The organism is Neobacillus drentensis, from assembly GCF_021560175.1.
Classification (GTDB): Bacteria; Bacillota; Bacilli; order Bacillales; family Cytobacillaceae; genus Neobacillus; species Neobacillus drentensis_A.
Window position 1 is genome coordinate 4,934,006 of sequence record NZ_CP091110.1, and the last position, 16,341, is coordinate 4,950,346.

18 protein-coding genes are annotated in these 16,341 nt (G+C 40.0%); 9 read left to right on the forward strand and 9 right to left on the reverse strand.

What is annotated here, in order from left to right; genetic code table 11:
• Positions 1–360: 360 nt before the first annotated feature.
• Genes L1999_RS23565 through L1999_RS23575 form a run of 3 tightly spaced genes read left to right on the forward strand, consistent with a single transcriptional unit; the run spans position 361 to position 2,963 of the window.
• A complete protein-coding gene (locus tag L1999_RS23565; protein WP_235740766.1) occupies positions 361–1,377 on the forward strand; it encodes an ABC transporter substrate-binding protein in 1,017 nt (338 codons plus the stop codon).
• 22 nt (positions 1,378–1,399) lie between these two features.
• On the forward strand, positions 1,400–2,176 hold the full coding sequence (locus tag L1999_RS23570; protein WP_235740767.1) for an ABC transporter ATP-binding protein: 777 nt from the start codon (positions 1,400–1,402) through the stop codon (positions 2,174–2,176).
• Positions 2,157–2,963 (forward strand): ABC transporter permease, encoded by an 807-nt coding sequence (locus L1999_RS23575; RefSeq protein ID WP_235740768.1) that lies wholly within the window; start codon positions 2,157–2,159, stop codon positions 2,961–2,963. Before L1999_RS23570 ends, L1999_RS23575 begins: the two co-directional genes overlap by 20 nt.
• A 19-nt stretch (positions 2,964–2,982) precedes the next feature.
• Here L1999_RS23575 and ytkD read toward each other — a convergent pair whose 3' ends face one another.
• Entirely contained in the window at positions 2,983–3,462 is a 480-nt protein-coding gene (gene ytkD / locus L1999_RS23580; protein ID WP_235740769.1) for an RNA deprotection pyrophosphohydrolase, read from the reverse strand.
• 85 nt (positions 3,463–3,547) lie between these two features.
• Positions 3,548–3,871, reverse strand: a complete 324-nt coding sequence (locus L1999_RS23585; RefSeq protein ID WP_235740770.1) for a hydrolase — start codon at positions 3,869–3,871, stop codon at positions 3,548–3,550.
• Between the two features lie 228 nt (positions 3,872–4,099).
• On the opposite strand from L1999_RS23585, the gene L1999_RS23590 reads away from it, so the two are divergent.
• Entirely contained in the window at positions 4,100–4,357 is a 258-nt protein-coding gene (locus L1999_RS23590) for a DUF6154 family protein (protein ID WP_098531965.1), read from the forward strand.
• Between the two features lie 109 nt (positions 4,358–4,466).
• The gene (gene ytzI / locus L1999_RS23595) at positions 4,467–4,637 is read left to right on the forward strand and encodes a YtzI protein (RefSeq protein WP_235740771.1); all 171 of its coding nucleotides are present in this window, start codon (positions 4,467–4,469) and stop codon (positions 4,635–4,637) included.
• A gap of 41 nt (positions 4,638–4,678) precedes the next feature.
• Here the strand turns inward: ytzI and L1999_RS23600 are convergent, their stop codons facing one another.
• A complete protein-coding gene (locus L1999_RS23600; RefSeq protein ID WP_235740772.1) occupies positions 4,679–5,152 on the reverse strand; it encodes an S-ribosylhomocysteine lyase in 474 nt (157 codons plus the stop codon).
• 299 nt (positions 5,153–5,451) lie between these two features.
• Here L1999_RS23600 and yidD point away from each other — a divergent pair, with 299 nt between their 5' ends.
• A complete protein-coding gene (gene yidD / locus L1999_RS23605) occupies positions 5,452–5,679 on the forward strand; it encodes a membrane protein insertion efficiency factor YidD (RefSeq protein WP_235740773.1) in 228 nt (75 codons plus the stop codon).
• 2 nt (positions 5,680–5,681) lie between these two features.
• Here the strand turns inward: yidD and L1999_RS23610 are convergent, their stop codons facing one another.
• On the reverse strand, positions 5,682–6,254 hold the full coding sequence (locus L1999_RS23610; protein ID WP_235740774.1) for a beta-class carbonic anhydrase: 573 nt from the start codon (positions 6,252–6,254) through the stop codon (positions 5,682–5,684).
• A gap of 202 nt (positions 6,255–6,456) precedes the next feature.
• On the opposite strand from L1999_RS23610, the gene L1999_RS23615 reads away from it, so the two are divergent.
• From L1999_RS23615 to L1999_RS23625, 3 genes are all read left to right on the forward strand, one after another.
• Entirely contained in the window at positions 6,457–7,389 is a 933-nt protein-coding gene (locus L1999_RS23615) for a metal ABC transporter solute-binding protein, Zn/Mn family (RefSeq protein WP_235740775.1), read from the forward strand.
• Positions 7,390–7,770: 381 nt separating this feature from the next.
• Positions 7,771–9,132: a cytochrome ubiquinol oxidase subunit I gene (locus L1999_RS23620; protein WP_235740776.1), complete on the forward strand. Its 1,362-nt coding sequence runs from the start codon at positions 7,771–7,773 to the stop codon at positions 9,130–9,132.
• A gap of 15 nt (positions 9,133–9,147) precedes the next feature.
• Complete coding sequence (locus tag L1999_RS23625) at positions 9,148–10,197, forward strand: cytochrome d ubiquinol oxidase subunit II (protein WP_235740777.1); 1,050 nt, start codon at positions 9,148–9,150, stop codon at positions 10,195–10,197.
• 82 nt (positions 10,198–10,279) lie between these two features.
• Here L1999_RS23625 and menC read toward each other — a convergent pair whose 3' ends face one another.
• The 5 genes from menC to menD all read right to left on the reverse strand — a co-directional run bounded on the left by menC (position 10,280) and on the right by menD (position 16,339).
• Positions 10,280–11,386, reverse strand: coding sequence for an o-succinylbenzoate synthase (menC, locus tag L1999_RS23630; protein WP_235740778.1), 1,107 nt, complete (start codon positions 11,384–11,386; stop codon positions 10,280–10,282).
• A 6-nt stretch (positions 11,387–11,392) separates the two neighbouring features.
• Complete coding sequence (locus L1999_RS23635; protein ID WP_235740779.1) at positions 11,393–12,871, reverse strand: o-succinylbenzoate--CoA ligase; 1,479 nt, start codon at positions 12,869–12,871, stop codon at positions 11,393–11,395.
• 75 nt (positions 12,872–12,946) lie between these two features.
• Positions 12,947–13,765, reverse strand: coding sequence for a 1,4-dihydroxy-2-naphthoyl-CoA synthase (gene menB / locus L1999_RS23640; RefSeq protein ID WP_235740780.1), 819 nt, complete (start codon positions 13,763–13,765; stop codon positions 12,947–12,949).
• A gap of 13 nt (positions 13,766–13,778) precedes the next feature.
• Positions 13,779–14,591 carry a 2-succinyl-6-hydroxy-2,4-cyclohexadiene-1-carboxylate synthase gene (menH, locus tag L1999_RS23645; RefSeq protein ID WP_235740781.1) on the reverse strand — a complete coding sequence of 271 codons (813 nt, stop codon included), beginning with the start codon at positions 14,589–14,591 and terminating at the stop codon, positions 13,779–13,781.
• Entirely contained in the window at positions 14,588–16,339 is a 1,752-nt protein-coding gene (gene menD, locus L1999_RS23650) for a 2-succinyl-5-enolpyruvyl-6-hydroxy-3-cyclohexene-1-carboxylic-acid synthase (protein ID WP_235740782.1), read from the reverse strand. The genes menH and menD overlap by 4 nt, the downstream gene beginning before the upstream one ends.
• Positions 16,340–16,341 lie beyond the last annotated feature (2 nt).

The window sequence follows — 16,341 nt, forward strand, 5'->3', positions numbered from 1 at the left end:
TTGGTTGTGTTAAAAGTTATAGTTGAATTTTATCACGTTGATTGGAGCGGAAGGCGGCGAAGACTCCTCGAAAATGCTATCGCATTTCCTTCGTGCGTGGGCGGATTCGAGGATGCAAATTCAAAGTCCTGCGGGAGTACGGGGCTGGGGAGACCCCACAGGCGCTTAAGCGCCGAGGAGGCTCCCCGGCACGCCCGCGGAAAGCGAAGCCGCCTAGAGCGGAAATCAACAATCAAGATTAACACACCCATATTTTTAAAAATTTATTGTCACTGGGCATTCACACATTTTTTCGCCCTACATACGATATCTTAGGCAATTAGCCCAGATTTATGAAAAGGGTATTAAAGGAGGTTCAATATGAAAAAGTGGATGAAAATAAGTTTCTCCCTACTTCTCATTAGTGTACTTATGATTTCATTGGCGGCTTGTAACAGTGATTCAGGGACCAAAACAAAGAAATTAGAAAAGGTTCGGATTGCCGAAGTGACACGGTCCATTTTCTATGCCCCGCAATATGTTGCACTTGCCAAAGGTTTCTTCAAGGACGAGGGATTAGATGTTACCCTTACAACTACTCCTGGAGGCGATAAGACCATGACCACCTTGCTTTCTGGAGGGGCGGACATTGCACTTGTCGGTTCAGAAACATCTATTTATGTTTACGCCCAGGGCTCCAATGATCCGGTGATTAATTTCGCTCAGCTTACGCAAACAGATGGTACGTTCCTTGTAGCAAGAAATAAAATAGACAATTTTTCATGGGATATGTTAAAAGGGAAAACATTCCTCGGTCAGCGGAAAGGCGGTATGCCGCAAATGGTGGGAGAATTCGTTTTAAAAAACCATGGAATCGATCCCCATAAAGACCTAAACCTCATTCAGAATGTTGATTATGCAAATATAGCCAATGCCTTTGCGTCTGGAACAGGCGAATATGTGCAGCTGTTTGAACCGACAGCAAGTATCTTTGAAAAACAAGGTAAAGGCTACATCGTTGCTTCCTTTGGTAAGGAATCCGGTCATGTCCCTTATACCACTTTTATGGCCAAACAAAGCTATTTAAAAGAAAATAGTGACACAGTGGATAAATTCACCAGAGCAATCTATAAGGCACAGCAGTGGGTGCAAACTCATACTGCTGAGGAAATCGCCAAAACGGTTACGGCCTATTTTCCAGATACAGATTTAGATATCATGACAACGGTTGTAGAGCGTTATAAAAGCCAAGGATCTTTTGCAACAGACCCGATACTCGACGAAGAAGAATGGAACAATCTCCAAACTATTATGAAGGAAGCTGGAGAGCTTCCAAAAGAAGTGAACCATAAAACACTTGTTAACACGGAGTTCGCTGAAAAAGTCATTAAAAAATAAAAGGAAAGGGTGGCCGTTCTTTATGAGCTTTTTACAAATTCAGCAGATTCATCATACTTATTTAACAAAAGCCTCTGCCACCACGGCCCTCTCCAATGTTTCACTAACGGTTGAGGAGGGAGAGTTTGTCTCCTTCCTTGGCCCTAGTGGCTGTGGTAAGACTACTCTGCTCTCGATCATTTCCAGCTTACTAAAACCAACCCATGGGACTGTCCTGTTAGAAAACAAGCCTGTTTCTACCTCTAAAAATAAGATTGGCTACATGCTGCAGCAGGATTATTTGTTTCCTTGGAAAACAATTGAAGAAAATATATTATTAGGCCTTAAATTATCAAACCGGCTAAATGAAAAAACAAAGTCCGAAGCACTAAGCTTATTAAGCCAAATCGGCTTAAAGGGTGTAGAAAAACAACTGCCTAAGCAATTATCAGGCGGAATGAGACAAAGGGCGGCCCTGGTACGAACACTTGCAACAGAGCCAAAGCTTCTAATGCTTGACGAGCCATTTTCTGCTCTCGATTATCAGACCAAGCTAAAGCTTGAGGATTTAGTTTCCCGTACCTTGGATGAGTTCGGAAAAACAGCTATCCTTGTAACACACGATATTGGAGAAGCCATTGCGATGAGCGACCGGATCTTTTTATTCTCAGCAAAGCCTGGGAAAATCCACAAAACCTTTGAAATGCCGGCAGATCTAAAGAGGCTTTCTCCCTTTGAAGCAAGAAATCACGAGGCATTTCAAGTAATTTTCCAATCGATATGGAAGGAGCTGGAGTCTCTTGAGCCAAGAAAAGTATAATGTTGAACTCCTTCATAAAACATATCTTAGATCCTTAAAAATTGAAAAAAGATGGGTTCGTTTTTATCAATTGATTATTTTCCTGCTCTTATTTTTGAGTTGGGAATTTTTAAGCCGGATGCAGTGGATTGATCCGCTCCTCTTCAGCTCTCCATCTAAAATATGGACTTTAGGTGTAGAGAAAATTCATGATGGCTCATTAATGACGAATTTAGGTGCCACTTTAATGGAAACGATCATTGGCTTTCTTGTCAGCACCCTGCTCGGTGTTATCATAGCAGCCGTACTCTGGTGGTCTCCCATGATTTCCAAAATACTTGACCCTTATCTCGTCATTTTTAATGCGATGCCCAAAGTTGCCTTAGGACCGGTCATCATTGTTGCCCTTAGTCCTGGATACACCTCGATTATCGCAAATGGTGTCATCATTTCGGTTATCATTACGGCGCTTGTTGTGTACACATCCTTTAAAGAAGTCGACCACAACTATCTAAAGGTTCTTCAAACTTTTGGTGCTACCCGCGTTCAATGTTTTAAAGAAGCGATCTTGCCAGCCAGCTTTCCTGCGATTATTTCAACCTTAAAGGTTAATGTAGGGCTTTCATGGGTTGGGGTAATTGTGGGCGAATTTCTTGTCTCCACCAAAGGACTTGGATATTTAATTATTTATGGATTCCAGGTATTTAATTTTACTCTAGTATTCTTATCTCTATTGATTATCGCCGTATTTGCCACCATTATGTATCAGCTCGTCGATTTATTAGAAAAACGATTAATTAAAGAATAGCAGGGGCAAAAACCTACTGCTATTTCCTTCTCTTTTTAAGCTGCTGGATATAGTTAATGCATTCCCCGATTACTTGATCTTTCATGATAAAGCTGTACTCATCTGCAAAGCGAAGCTTCAATATATCCCCTTCGACCGCAACGGGTCCATTTGTTTCATAATAGACATTCGTTTGCTCAACTCTATCCACCATTCCCCAAAAAACAGCTTTCACGAAAGCCCCTCCTGTGTCATTCACTTTATATTCAGCAATCGATTGAAGGTCACCGAGAATCGCACCAGTCTCTTCGAAGGTCTCTCTTCTTGCCGCCTCTTCAAGGGTTTCTCCATTTTCTACTTTCCCACCAGGAAATTCCAAGCCTCGCATTTTATGATTGGTTAAAAACCAGGTATTTTCAAATTGACAAATCACCAAAACATGCTTAGGCTTCATATTAAAGACATTATGACCAAATCGAAGTTCAACCGTATTTCCGTTGCAATCGAAAAACTTTTTCATTCTATATCCGCCCCATATATTCTTTAATGATATAATTATATAGAAAAAAGGAGAATCCTTAAACTTTTGGATTCTCCTCACAGGATTACTGATTCTTAGGTAAAATGTTCATGCTTTCAATATGGTTTTTTGCCTCTTGGTCACCGAGTTGATACAGCATCCCATAAACCTGTTGGATCGTACTATCGTACTGGTCATTTTCCCTGTCATAATGGTATTGAACAAAAGGGACGTGGGCTCTAAAGAAGTTCTTCCACTCTGTCGAATAGTTTTGATTAAACAGCTCTCTCAGCTGTGTAATTTCTTCATCAGTTGCTTGAATTTTATAGCTCCACGTAGAATCCGAAGCAGTACTTAGTATTTGACCGGTTCCTACATCAATATAGTAGGTTTTCTTCTGTTCGTTCATTACTTCAACCCCTTTTACTGTTTAGTAATCTACAAACAGAGAAATTTTATTCTTTTTTCACATTTCGACTCATTTTTTAGTGAAGTATCCTATATAATAAACATACAACCAAGAAAACAGATTTTTCAGTTAATTCACCCTTGAAAGGCAGGGATGAATTTATTGATTTATGGGTATTCAATAAGTATAATGTTTTAAAATTAAAAGACTTTAGCAGGAGGTGGAAAAATGAAATTAGTCGATGAATTATATGCGATGTATCGAAACAAATTAACCGGTGATGAAGAAGACATTGATATGTTGACATTCGCTTTTTTAGAAGAGATGTCACACGAAGATTTGCTGGCATTAATTCAAGAGATGGATAAACAAGAACTTTATGATTTAATGGGTCTCTATCTGATTGAAAGCTTAAAAGGAAAGTTTGCTCAAGAAGAGTACGGACAGCATCGTACACATACTTATTATCCTAGGAATATACATTGATTTTACATAACACCTGACACCCGGGAGCGGAAGCGCTTCCTTTTTTGTTGGATTTTTTTAAAAAATGTCCTCATTTTCATGGTACAATGGGAAGGAAGGAGGAGTAAAAATGTATACGGTTTTGGTTTTGGGGATTATAATTGTAATTGTTGTTTTAGTGCTGGCAGTTACCACTACTTCTAAAGCATACACATATAAACATACGGTAGATTCATTGGAAAACAATCCTTATGTAGAGCAGGATGAGGTAAATAAACAAGAGGATGAACATAAAGCATAAAAAATTCCTATTCGCAGTTGAATAGGAATTTTTTTATGCAATTAAGCAAAGACCTGTTTTAAGTCTTCTTTACTGTGTTCAAGCCAAAAACGCATTAATCGTTTGGCACCTTCTAAATCATGCAATTTAGCCTGGCCGCACTGTCGTTCATTTGCAGCAGGAATTTCGACAATTTCAACTGCATCCTTCATCGTATCTTCCAATAAGTCGATGATTTCCTCCACTGTTGGTTCCCCGCTAACCACCAAATAATAGCCTGTTTGGCAGCCCATTGGCGAAATATCAATGATATCAAAATGGTCATACTTTTCGGAATGTTTACGAATATTAAAGGCAAGTAAATGCTCTAACGTATGGATGGCATCTGGTTTCATTGCCTGTTTATTTGGCTGACAAAAACGGATATCATATTTATTAACAACGCCGTCACTTCCCACTTTATGAACACCGCAATGTCTAACATATGGGGCTTTAACAGCATTATGGTCTAAGTCAAAACTTTCTACTGAAGGCATGTTATTCACTCCTTTTATAATGAGAATTGTCCAGCTCCAGCACCCTAGCGGCTAGTGTCCTTCGCACTCCGCCCTACGATAAGTCAACATCGAATCGCTTTCGCTCTTCGTGTTTCCTTTATCTCAGTTGGAGCACTCCAGGCCATACGCCGCTGACCAGGGCGCTTGCGCTTTTCCTTTAATCATACAATAAAATCCGACCTTTTTCATCACCTTTATAACAATTAACAATTTAGACGATAATTACTATATATGGTATGTTGTATGTATGATTCCTGTATTTAAAAAGGAGAAAATGTATGCTTAAAAAAATCTTTATAATGCTAATCCGTTTTTATCAAGTGGTCATATCACCAATCAAACCGCCTTCATGCCGATTCTATCCAACATGTTCCCAATATGGATTAGAAGCCATTCAACGCTATGGAGCAATAAAAGGCGGCTGGCTGACCATTAAGCGGATCTCAAAATGCCATCCCTTTCATCCAGGGGGCGTTGATCCTGTTCCGGAAAAAAAACAGCACTAGTTCTAGTTCTTATAACCGTCTACAATTAAATCCAGCTTGCCTGTTTTAGGATCAATCACTAAACCGTGAACAGGAACATCGTTAGGCAATAATGGATGATTTTTAATCATATCCACACTGTGCTTGACGCTGTCGGTTACACTTTCAAACCCTTGCAGCCACTGCTTTATATCAATTCCAGAATATGTAAGAGTACTTAGTGTTTCTTCCGAAATCCCTCTTTCTTTCATATTCTCAATCACCGGTTCCGCCTTCATCCCGCTCATACCACAATCGTAATGGGCAACTACTAAAACTTCCTGCGCTTTTAGTTGATATAAAGCAACTAAAATACTGCGCATGACACTTCCAAACGGATGTGACACTAGTGCTCCAGCATCCTTAATAATCTTGGCATCCCCATTTCCCAAATTTAACGCTTTAGGCAAAAGCTCTAATAGTCTGGTATCCATACAAGTAAGGATGACCATCTTTTTGTTGGGAAATTTAGTTGTTTCATACTTCTCGTATTCATGGTTCTCTACAAATTTCTGATTGAAGTCTAAAATATCGTTTAATATTGATGAATTGTTCATCTAAATCCCACCTTTCATATTAAGCATACATAATATGCCTTGTAAGAAACAAATATTATACTTGCAATCAGACTATTTTTTTTGTAAGATACTATTGGAAATCGGAATCGTTCCGTATTATACATTTCTATTCAGAATTCTAAAAATTTTTAAATAATAAATCGTAATAAATCCGATTTAATATATTATTGAAGGAGTAACTATGAAAAAAATCATTCTGATTCTCTCTTTTTTATTGCCAATAAGCCTCATCCTGTCTGGCTGTACAAATGGAACTAATCAATCGAAAGAAAAGAAAGATCATTTAACCATCTATACAACTGTTTTTCCATTGCAATATTTTTCAGAAAGAATCGGCGGAAAATATGTAACTGCAAAAACCATCTATCCTCCTGGGGCGGATGAGCATACCTATGAACCATCTCAAAAGGATATGATGAATTTAGCTGATTCAGACTTATTTTTCTATATTGGGCTCGGCTTAGAAGGTTTTGTGGAAAAAGCAAAAGACACTTTAAAAAGTGAAAATGTTAAGCTAGTAGCGACCGCCGCTCACCTTAAGCTGCCAAAGGACCCCCACTCGGGTAAAAGAGAAGAGCTCGGAACTAATAATGTAAATCCCCATGTTTGGTTAGATCCGGTTTATTGTAAAGAAATGGCCGCTGTCATTCGTGATCAATTCGTTAGTAAAATGCCGCAAAACAAAGAACTTTTCAATAAAAATTATGATAAACTTGCTGCTGACCTTGATCATTTAAATACTCAATATGATCAGACCATTTCAAATGCGAAACACAAAAAAATCATGGTCACACATGCGGCCTTTGGCTATTGGGAAAGCCGTTACGGCCTTGAACAAATTAGTATTTCAGGCCTATCTACAACCAATGAGCCAACGCAAAAAGAACTTGAAAATATCATATCGATCGCTGAGCACGAGGGTATACACTATATTCTTTTTGAACAAAATGTTCAGTCAAACCTTGGTAAGGTTGTCCAAAAGGAAATGGGAGCTAAAGCCCTCCATATTCACAATTTAGCCGTCCTCTCTAAAGAAAATCTTAAAAATAAAGAAACCTACTTTACACTCATGGATACGAACCTAAAAACATTGGAAACAGCTTTAAACAATTAACATTCGACCTCCTGATTCTTTGGGAGGTCTTTTATTATGTGTTTAAGGTATTGTTGATTTTTAGCATGTTGATTGGAGCGGAAGGCGGCGAAGACTCCTCGAAAATGCTATCGCATTTCCTTCGTGCGTGGGCGGATTCGAGGATGAAAATTCAAAGTCCTGCGGGAGTACGGGTCAGGGGAGACCCCACAGGCGCAAGTGCGCCGAGGAGGCTCCCCGGCACGCCCGCGGAAAGCGAAGCCGCCTGGAGCGGAAATCAACATTCAAGATTAACACAGCCATTATTTTTTAAAATTTATCTTTTCTTTGGAAATAATTACATAGGAATCTCTTACCTGTAAACAATAAACACATACGTGTCTAAAGAGAAGGGAGATCCATATGAGTGATTTAGTAATTGCAAGGAGTTTATTTGGAACAACAATGGGTTTTCATATTATTTTTGCAACCATTGGCGTTGGGCTGCCTTTCATGATTTTAACAGCAGAGCTCCTCTATCAAAAAACAAAGGATATCGAGTATGTTGTCATGGCTAAAAGATGGACAAAAGCCTTTGCTGTCCTATTAGGAGTGGGAATACCGACAGGTACCATTGCAGGAACCCAATTATCCTTGCTTTGGCCTGGATTCATGAAAGTTATTGGAATTGTTATGGCCCTTCCCTTTCAAATTGAGATTTATGCTTTTTTTATTGAGGCTTTATTTATGTCCATCTACGTTTATGCAGCTGAACGAATTGCCCCATGGATGAGGATTGCAAGTTTAGTCCTTGTGGCAATTGGTGCGATGGGTTCTGCCGTGTTAATCACAAATGTTCATGCATTCGAGGGGACACCCGCTGGCTTTAGGGTTGTGGATGGTAAAATAGTCGATGTTCATCCATGGGTTGCATTCTTTAATCCAAGCTTTTTTATCAATGCCGGTCATGTCGCATTTTCAGCCTATACAACCGGAGCTTTTGTCATCGCGACTGTTTCTGCCTATAAAATGCTTAAATCCGATTCCTCCTCAAGAGTATTTCGATTTCATCGAAAAGCGCTAATGTTAAGCCTTGTAATCGGGGGAATCTTTTCATTATTAACGGCCCTAAACGGACATGAAACCGCACAAAGCCTTCATAAATATCAGCCTGAAAAACTTGCGGCTGCAGAAGGGTTATTTGAAACCCAATCCCATGCTCCACTAGCAATTGGCGGATTTACTGACCGAGAAACAGAAAAGGTCAAGTGGGGAATTGAAGTTCCTTGGGCACTAAGTTTTTTGGCCGGTAATTCTTTTGATACCGTTGTAAAAGGCCTAAATGATTTTCCAGAAGATGAATGGCCGCCGTTGTTTATCCATACCCTATTTAACGGAATGGTTGGGATTGGCTCATTACTTATTCTCATCGCGTTTTTAGGGATCTTTTGGAAAAAGGTATTCAAAAAAGAGCATTTACCGAAATGGTTAATGTGGTTGTATGTAGCTTCTGGGCCACTTGCTGTTCTAAGTATTGAATTCGGTTGGATTTTTGCCTGCACAGGAAGGCAGCCTTGGACGATTTATCGAGTCCTATCCACAAAAGATTCGGTGACGACTGCCACAAACCTGGGAGTACTATTTATATTGTTTACTGCCGTCTATATCATCCTAGCCTTATCAGTCATCTTTGTCCTGCGTTATTATTTCAAGAAAAATAAGGTAGAGGATGATCTAAATCGGGCAGAGCAAAAAGGAGTTCCACTGTTTAGTTCAAATTCATAAGGAGGTGATCCTGCTATGTTGAACGCCTATCTTGCCATAACAGTACTCTGGGGCTTTGTTTTTATTTATGCAGTTATGGCTACAATGGATTTTGGTGCAGGGTTTTGGTCTATGGTTTATTTTAACCGAGAAAAAACGAAAGCGACCAATATTGCCAACCGTTACCTTTCTCCTACATGGGAGGTGACCAATACCTTTATCGTGGCACTAGTAGTAGCCATTTATAGTATGTTTCCCTATGGGGCTTACACACTCGGAACCATTCTGCTTATTCCTGGCAGTCTAATTTTATTACTATTATCAATCAGGAGTGCTTTTCTCGTTTTTTCTCATATCGCTGATGAATATAAAAAACCGCTAACCTATATATCCGGTATAACTGGGATTATCATTCCCGGATTACTTATTAGTGTTTTACCGATTACTCATGGGAAATATGTTGATTTTTCAACAGACAAGCAAACGTTGGACTTAGCTGGACTTTTCACAAGTCCAAATGAATATGCCTTCTTTGGATTTGCCATAACAAGCACACTTTTTCTTTCCTCGCTTTTATTGGCGGATTATTCAAAGACATCCGAGGAATATGAAGCCTATAACGTTTATCGGCGTGACGCCATAATTATTGGACCTATTTCCTTATTAATGGCTTTCCTCATTATGCTTACCCTAAAACAAGAAGCAGGGTGGATTTTCCATAAAATGATGAAAGACCTTCCTCTTCTCTTTCTATCACTAGGCTGTTTTCTTGTCGGGGGTATAGGTTTATTCTTTCCCTCTGGTAAGCAGAACATTAAAGGCCGACCAAGGGTTGCAGTAATAGCCATTACCGCTCAATATTTGGTGGCAAGTTACGTTTATGGAAAAGCTCATTTGCCCTATATCGTCTATCCTGAAGTAACGATCCATTCGGCTTTTACAGATCCTAATTCTTTCCGTGCCGTTTTTTTTAGTTATGTAGCTGGATTTGCTATCTTGTTTCCTGGCTTTATTTATTTTTGGAGCTTGTTTATGAATGATAAACGATACCTAAGACGGAGAAAGGTATCTGAATCCCGAAAATAGATCGTGCGTCTCGTATCTATGTTGTTACCCATCCAGACAAATAAAGGTGAACCAGGACATCCTGATTCACCTTGGTTATTTTCTAAAATTGAAAAGTTCTCTTAGATAATAACTTTTCTTGCAGCCTTTTTTCATTTAGGCTGAACCCTATACCGGGTTCAGCTGGCACCTTAATATAGCCATTTTCTACCTGAACCTCCGGAAAAATGATATCTTCCTCCCAAAAGCGATTCGAAGCAGATATATCTCCTGGAATTGTAAAACCTGGCAATGATGCAAGGGCAATATTATGGGCCCGGGATATTCCAAACTCGATCATTCCCCCACACCAGACAGGAATATGCTTGGCCAGGCAGTAATCATGAATTTGCTTGGCTTCATATAGACCGCCTACCCTGCCTACTTTGATATTAATAACCTGACAACTGCCCAGCTCGATTGCCTTTTTAGCATCATCAAAACTAACAATACTCTCATCCAGACAAATCGGCGTTCTTATTTCTTTTTGGAGGGCAGCATGTTCAATGATGTCATCTTGAGCAAGCGGCTGCTCAATCATAAGCAGATTCAATTCATCTAAAGCCTTTAGCCGATCAATATCCTTTAATGTATAGGAAGAATTAGCATCTGCCATAATTGGCAGTTGCGGATATTCCTTGCGGATCTCAGCTAAAAAAGAGTAATCTTGTTTGGGGTTAATTTTCACTTTAATTCTCTGATACCCTTCTTCTACATACTGCTCGATTTGGTTAATGGCATTGGCAGGAGAATCAGTCGCAACAACCACACCTGACGCAATTTTGGATTGGGTACCGTTAAGGATCATAGATAAGGGGGATGAATGTTGTTTTGCATATAAATCCCATAAGGCGGTTTCGATGGCCGCCTTCGCCATATGGTTTCTTCTAATCGATTTAAAAAGCTGTGCTGCCTCCTCTGGCCGCTCAATTGGATATTTTTTAAGCAATGGGATTAATATATCCGTAATCATATGTAAACATGTTGTAACGGTCTCTTCAGTATACCAGGGGGTTGAAAAGGCCACCCCCTCGCCCAGCCCTGTGCAGCCGTCATGGTCGGTAATCTTTACAATGATTCCTTCACGGTGAGTGACGCTACCTAAGTGTGTGATAAAGGGGGATTTTAAGGGCATTTGAATAATATAGAGCTCCACATGAGCGATTTTCATTTTCCCTTACACCCACTCTCTTAGTTTTCTTCGCAGCAATTTTTTTGCGGCATTTCTAGGCAGCTGTTCTGTAAAATAAACAGCCTTCGGCACTTTATATTTGGCAAGACGTTCCAGCAAAAATTGCTGCAATACCTCACCAGATAGATTCCCGCCTTTCTTTTTTACAATAAAGGCTACAGGTACCTGTCCCCATTTTTCATCCTCGATTCCCGTCACACCAGCATCCAATACATCGGGATGTGAAAGCAAGGCAGCTTCAATTTCAGCAGGATAGATGTTTTCCCCGCCGGATATTATTAAGTCACTGCGCCGATCTTTTACAAACAAAAAACCTTCTTCATCCAAGTAACCAATATCTCCTGTATAAAGCCAGCCCTCACGTATCTTTTCTGCGGTTGCATCAGGTCGGTTTAAATAACCCGGAGTAACATTTGGTCCTTTTACAATAATTTCACCCGCAATTCCTGCTTTCGCCGCTTTTCCATTTTCAAGTTCAATCTTTAACTGTGAAGGGAATAATGGTTTTCCGGCGGAGCCAAGTTTTTGTATACTGTCTTCCGGTGAGAGCGTGACGATTTGCGAGGAGGTTTCAGTCATTCCGTATGATTGAAAAACGGGAATATCCTTACTTACGCATGCCTCTAACAATGGTAATGGAGCTGGTCCTCCACCTAGCAGCATACACCTGAAGGTACCAGGTAAACGCCTATTAGCTAACGCCTCCACAATTTGCGAAAGCATGGTACCTACTACTGACATGATGGTTACCTGTTTTAGCGCAATATCTTTAATGCTTCGTTCAACCTCAAAGTTTTCATGTAGAACAATTGGCATCCCATAAATTACACTGCGCATTAAGATCGAAAAACCACTAATATGGAAAAGAGGAACCGTACAGAGCCAGCAATCACTTTCCATTATTCCGAGATTCAAGGCTGAACCTGTTGAGCTCCACCAATGATTCCCGTATGTCTGAATCACTCCTTTTGGGTTTCCCGTCGTGCCTGATGTATACATGATGGTACAAATATCAGTGAGGCTGATTTCTTGTTGAATAAATGGTTCTTCTGGTTCTAATTGAGACAGTTGAGCTTTCGTAATAGTCGGCAAATGGCTCAGTTGCTGATTAATGATTTTTTTCGTCTCAGAAAAGGAATCTTCGAGAATAAGAAAGGCAGATTCTGAATCCTTTAATTGCCAGACCAGTTCAGCTGCCGTCAGCCGATTGTTTAAAATAACGGCTCGTACTCCTAATAACTGTAGAGCAAATAAAATCGTGACCGTGTCCAAATGATTCTTTAATAAAATTCCCACGAAGTGTCCTTTTTGAATACCAACAGTTTGAAGTCTTCCGCTTACTTCTAAGGAACGCTCATATAAATCATAAAAAGTTAACGTTTGATCCTGAAAATAAATGGCAGTTCGATTGGGAGTTAAATGTGCACGCTTTATTAATAAGTTAGGCATTGTTTCAGTTTGCATTTTTTTACCCTCTTTTCTTTAGATAAAAATAACAGCCTGATGGAAACCATCAAGCTGCAGAAAAGAATCTTCAAATCAAGGAAAACGCGGGAATTGACCAAAGTCAGGTTTACGTTTTTCTTTAAAGGCATCGCGGCCTTCCTTTGCTTCATCCGTTGTATAATATAGCAATGTAGCATCACCGGCAAATTGTTGAATACCAGCAAGTCCATCTGTATCGGCATTAAATGCTGCTTTTAAGAAACGAAGTGCCGTTGGGCTTTTCTCAAGCATCTCTTCACACCACTTAATGGTTTCCTCTTCTACTTGTTCTAATGGTACAACAGTGTTAACTAAGCCCATATCCAAGGCTTCCTGGGCATTATATTGACGGCAGAGATACCAAATTTCACGAGCCTTTTTATGGCCGACAATTCTTGCTAAATAACCGGAGCCGTATCCCGCATCAAAGCTTCCTACTTTTGGACCTGTTTGCCCAAAAATAGCATTATCTGCTGCAATCGTTAAATCACAAACAATATGTAAAACGTGACCGCCGCCAATCGCATATCCTTTTACCATCGCTACTACCGGTTTTGGAATAACCCGAATTAAGCGCTGCAGGTCTAAAACATTTAAGCGCGGAATTTGGTCGTCGCCTACATAGCCCCCATGGCCTCTTACTTTTTGATCTCCACCGGAACAAAATGCTTTATCACCAGCACCTGTTAATACAATCACACCAATACTTGAATCATCTCGTGCATAAGCAAATGCATCAATCATTTCCATCACGGTCCTTGGTGTAAATGCATTATGTACGTGTGGACGGTTGATGGTAATTTTTGCAATCCCATTATAAGATTCAAATAGAATTTCTTCGTATTTTTTAACTGGAACCCATTCTACTGTCAAAAGAAATCCTCCTTTATAATTTATTTGACAAAAAGTCACTTACTATTGTACCAAACTTTTCGGATTCTTCCACATGAATTGCATGTCCACTATTTTCGACGACTATCCATTTTGCATTCTTTATCTTAGCCATCATAGATTCTGCAATGCGGCCAAACTTTAAATCTTCCTCACCAGTGAGCAGTAAGACCTCACAGTTTAAACCGCTAAGTTCCTTCCACCATGATGGCTGTGAACCTGTCCCCATCCCAAGTAAACTATTCGCAAGCCCCCGGGGTGAATTCCTTAATCGCTGGTCTCTTACTTTGTTTTGTACGGAAGCAGGAAGTCTCTTCATCGTCTTAAACAAGGAGATATCCTCCCAATAATTAATAAACGATACTAAACCCTCTTCTACTATAAACTTTGCAAGTTTTGCATCATTCATACGGCGAAATTCTCTTTCACTTTCTGTTTCAAGACCAGGAGAAGAACTTTCCAAGATCAGCTTTCGGACACGGTTTGGGAACATCACGGCAAACGTTAGGGCCAATCTGCCGCCCATTGAATAGCCAAGCAGATCTATTTGGTGAACACCTGTTTTCTCCAAAATCTTATTTAGGCTGTGTGCCATCGATTCGATTTGATAAAGCTTTAGGTCTTCAGGAGATTCCGTTCTACCATGTCCAATAATATCAGGAACAATTAACCTTGAGTGGCTGCCCCACTTATTAAAAAATGATGCCCAGGTAGATGAATCTCCTGTAAAGCCATGCAGTAAGACAAGGGGAAAACCTTCACCAGAAACCTCTAGATGAAAGCGAATCCCATCGACATTTACCATCATTCCTGCTCTCCAATGACAAGATTTGATATTTCCTGGGAAACAGAACGCCAAAATTCACGATGTTCATCCCGATTTCTGTCTCTATTTGTTTCAACCTCATAAACATGGATACCCTTTTGCTGGTGGCTTTGTTTTAAAAGATCGGCAAGCTGATCCCAATTTGCTATTTTAGTGTAATGTCCATTAAACATTTTAACAGCATGATCAAAGTTAATATTCAATGGTGTACCGAACAATAGTTCAAAATGTTTAGGATGCTCTGACTGTGGAAGGAAAGAAAAGATTCCGCCCCCATTATTGTTAACGAGAATGATATGGATATCAATATCGTAAAGCTTGGCTGCAATCAAACCATTTAAATCATGAAAAAAGGTTAAATCCCCCAACACTAAATATAAGGATTTTGTATACACAGCAGCACCGATGGCAGTTGAAACGGTCCCATCGATTCCATTTGCCCCACGATTAGCCATTACCTTAATCGATTTATTATTGCTCAAGAAAAAACTATCTAAATCACGGATTGGCATACTGTTACCCACAAAAAGAGTTGCTTCTTCGGGAAGCATATCCGCTAATTGATAGAATAACTTACCTTCACTTAATTCTCTTTCATCTCGGATAACGGCCATATTTTCTTTTGTAAGCTGGTTCACTTTTTTCCATTCGTCTAAAAAAACAGAAGAGGAATTAGCGCCCATATAGGTTACTAATTTTTCACAAAAATAGGTTTCATTACAAAAGATCATATTCGTTGATAATGTTGAAGGATCGCGCCAGCCGCCTCCACCGTCAATGACAAATTGAGCGGCATCATGATTTTCTTTTAAGAATATCGTCAACGCTTTTGAAACAGGCATTGCCCCAAATCTTAGGACAACATCCGGCTTTAGAAAGGTCTTGGCATCCTCATTCCTTAAGAATGTATCGTAAACCTCAACAACATTCTCAAACGAATGGCCTCCGCTTCGTAATTGCGATAACGGGTCAGCTAAAATTGGATAGTTTAAAAGGGCTCCAAGTTCGGTGACTGCTTCCGCAAATTTCTCATCTGCTAACTGACCGCAAACAATGATTCCCTTTTCTTTTCCTGACAATTCACCAGCTATTTCTTTAAACTCATCGTCACTTAAGGTTAAATCTCCATTGTGGACCTTGACATACCCTTTTGGCCGTTCAGAGAGTTCAAAAATAGTTTCGTCCATTTTCGGAATGAGCGGTTCACGGAATGGAAAGTTCAAATGAACGGGACCGGCAGGTGCTTGGGTTGCAATCGCTGCTGCCCTTGCACAAATCGTTCTTGCATAGCGTAGCATTTCATTGCTTTTTTCCGGCAGCGCCATATCAGCAAACCATTTTACCTGATGGCCATACAAATGAAGCTGATCAATTGCCTGCGGAGCACCCACCTCTCGTAATTCATGAGGTCTGTCAGCAGTTAGAACCAGTAAAGGGACACGTGAATATTTTGCCTCCACAATTGCTGGAAAATAATTAGCGGCCGCGGTACCAGATGTACACAAAATGGCTACTGGTTTATTTTTCGCCTTTGCCATACCTAAACCGAAAAATGCGGCTGAACGCTCATCCACATGAATATGAACTTTTAAATCAGGGTGTTCCGCCATGACCATAGCCATCGGAGTTGACCTAGAACCTGGACTGACTACTACATCCGTAATACCCGTTAAAACAAGTTCTGAAACAAAGGCTGCAATATAAGCCGTTAATGATTCTTGATGATTCATAA

Coding starts and splice junctions, on each gene's coding strand:
- L1999_RS23565 (WP_235740766.1), top strand. CDS start 361: ATGAAAAAGTGGATGAAAATAAGTTTCTCCCTACTTCTCATTAGTGTA.
- L1999_RS23570 (WP_235740767.1), top strand. CDS start 1,400: ATGAGCTTTTTACAAATTCAGCAGATTCATCATACTTATTTAACAAAA.
- ytkD (WP_235740769.1), bottom strand. CDS start 3,462: ATGAAAAAGTTTTTCGATTGCAACGGAAATACGGTTGAACTTCGATTT.
- L1999_RS23585 (WP_235740770.1), bottom strand. CDS start 3,871: ATGAACGAACAGAAGAAAACCTACTATATTGATGTAGGAACCGGTCAA.
- L1999_RS23590 (WP_098531965.1), top strand. CDS start 4,100: ATGAAATTAGTCGATGAATTATATGCGATGTATCGAAACAAATTAACC.
- ytzI (WP_235740771.1), top strand. CDS start 4,467: ATGTATACGGTTTTGGTTTTGGGGATTATAATTGTAATTGTTGTTTTA.
- L1999_RS23600 (WP_235740772.1), bottom strand. CDS start 5,152: ATGCCTTCAGTAGAAAGTTTTGACTTAGACCATAATGCTGTTAAAGCC.
- yidD (WP_235740773.1), top strand. CDS start 5,452: ATGCTTAAAAAAATCTTTATAATGCTAATCCGTTTTTATCAAGTGGTC.
- L1999_RS23610 (WP_235740774.1), bottom strand. CDS start 6,254: ATGAACAATTCATCAATATTAAACGATATTTTAGACTTCAATCAGAAA.
- L1999_RS23615 (WP_235740775.1), top strand. CDS start 6,457: ATGAAAAAAATCATTCTGATTCTCTCTTTTTTATTGCCAATAAGCCTC.
- L1999_RS23620 (WP_235740776.1), top strand. CDS start 7,771: ATGAGTGATTTAGTAATTGCAAGGAGTTTATTTGGAACAACAATGGGT.
- L1999_RS23625 (WP_235740777.1), top strand. CDS start 9,148: ATGTTGAACGCCTATCTTGCCATAACAGTACTCTGGGGCTTTGTTTTT.
- menC (WP_235740778.1), bottom strand. CDS start 11,386: ATGAAAATCGCTCATGTGGAGCTCTATATTATTCAAATGCCCTTAAAA.
- L1999_RS23635 (WP_235740779.1), bottom strand. CDS start 12,871: ATGCAAACTGAAACAATGCCTAACTTATTAATAAAGCGTGCACATTTA.
- menH (WP_235740781.1), bottom strand. CDS start 14,591: ATGATGGTAAATGTCGATGGGATTCGCTTTCATCTAGAGGTTTCTGGT.
- menD (WP_235740782.1), bottom strand. CDS start 16,339: ATGAATCATCAAGAATCATTAACGGCTTATATTGCAGCCTTTGTTTCA.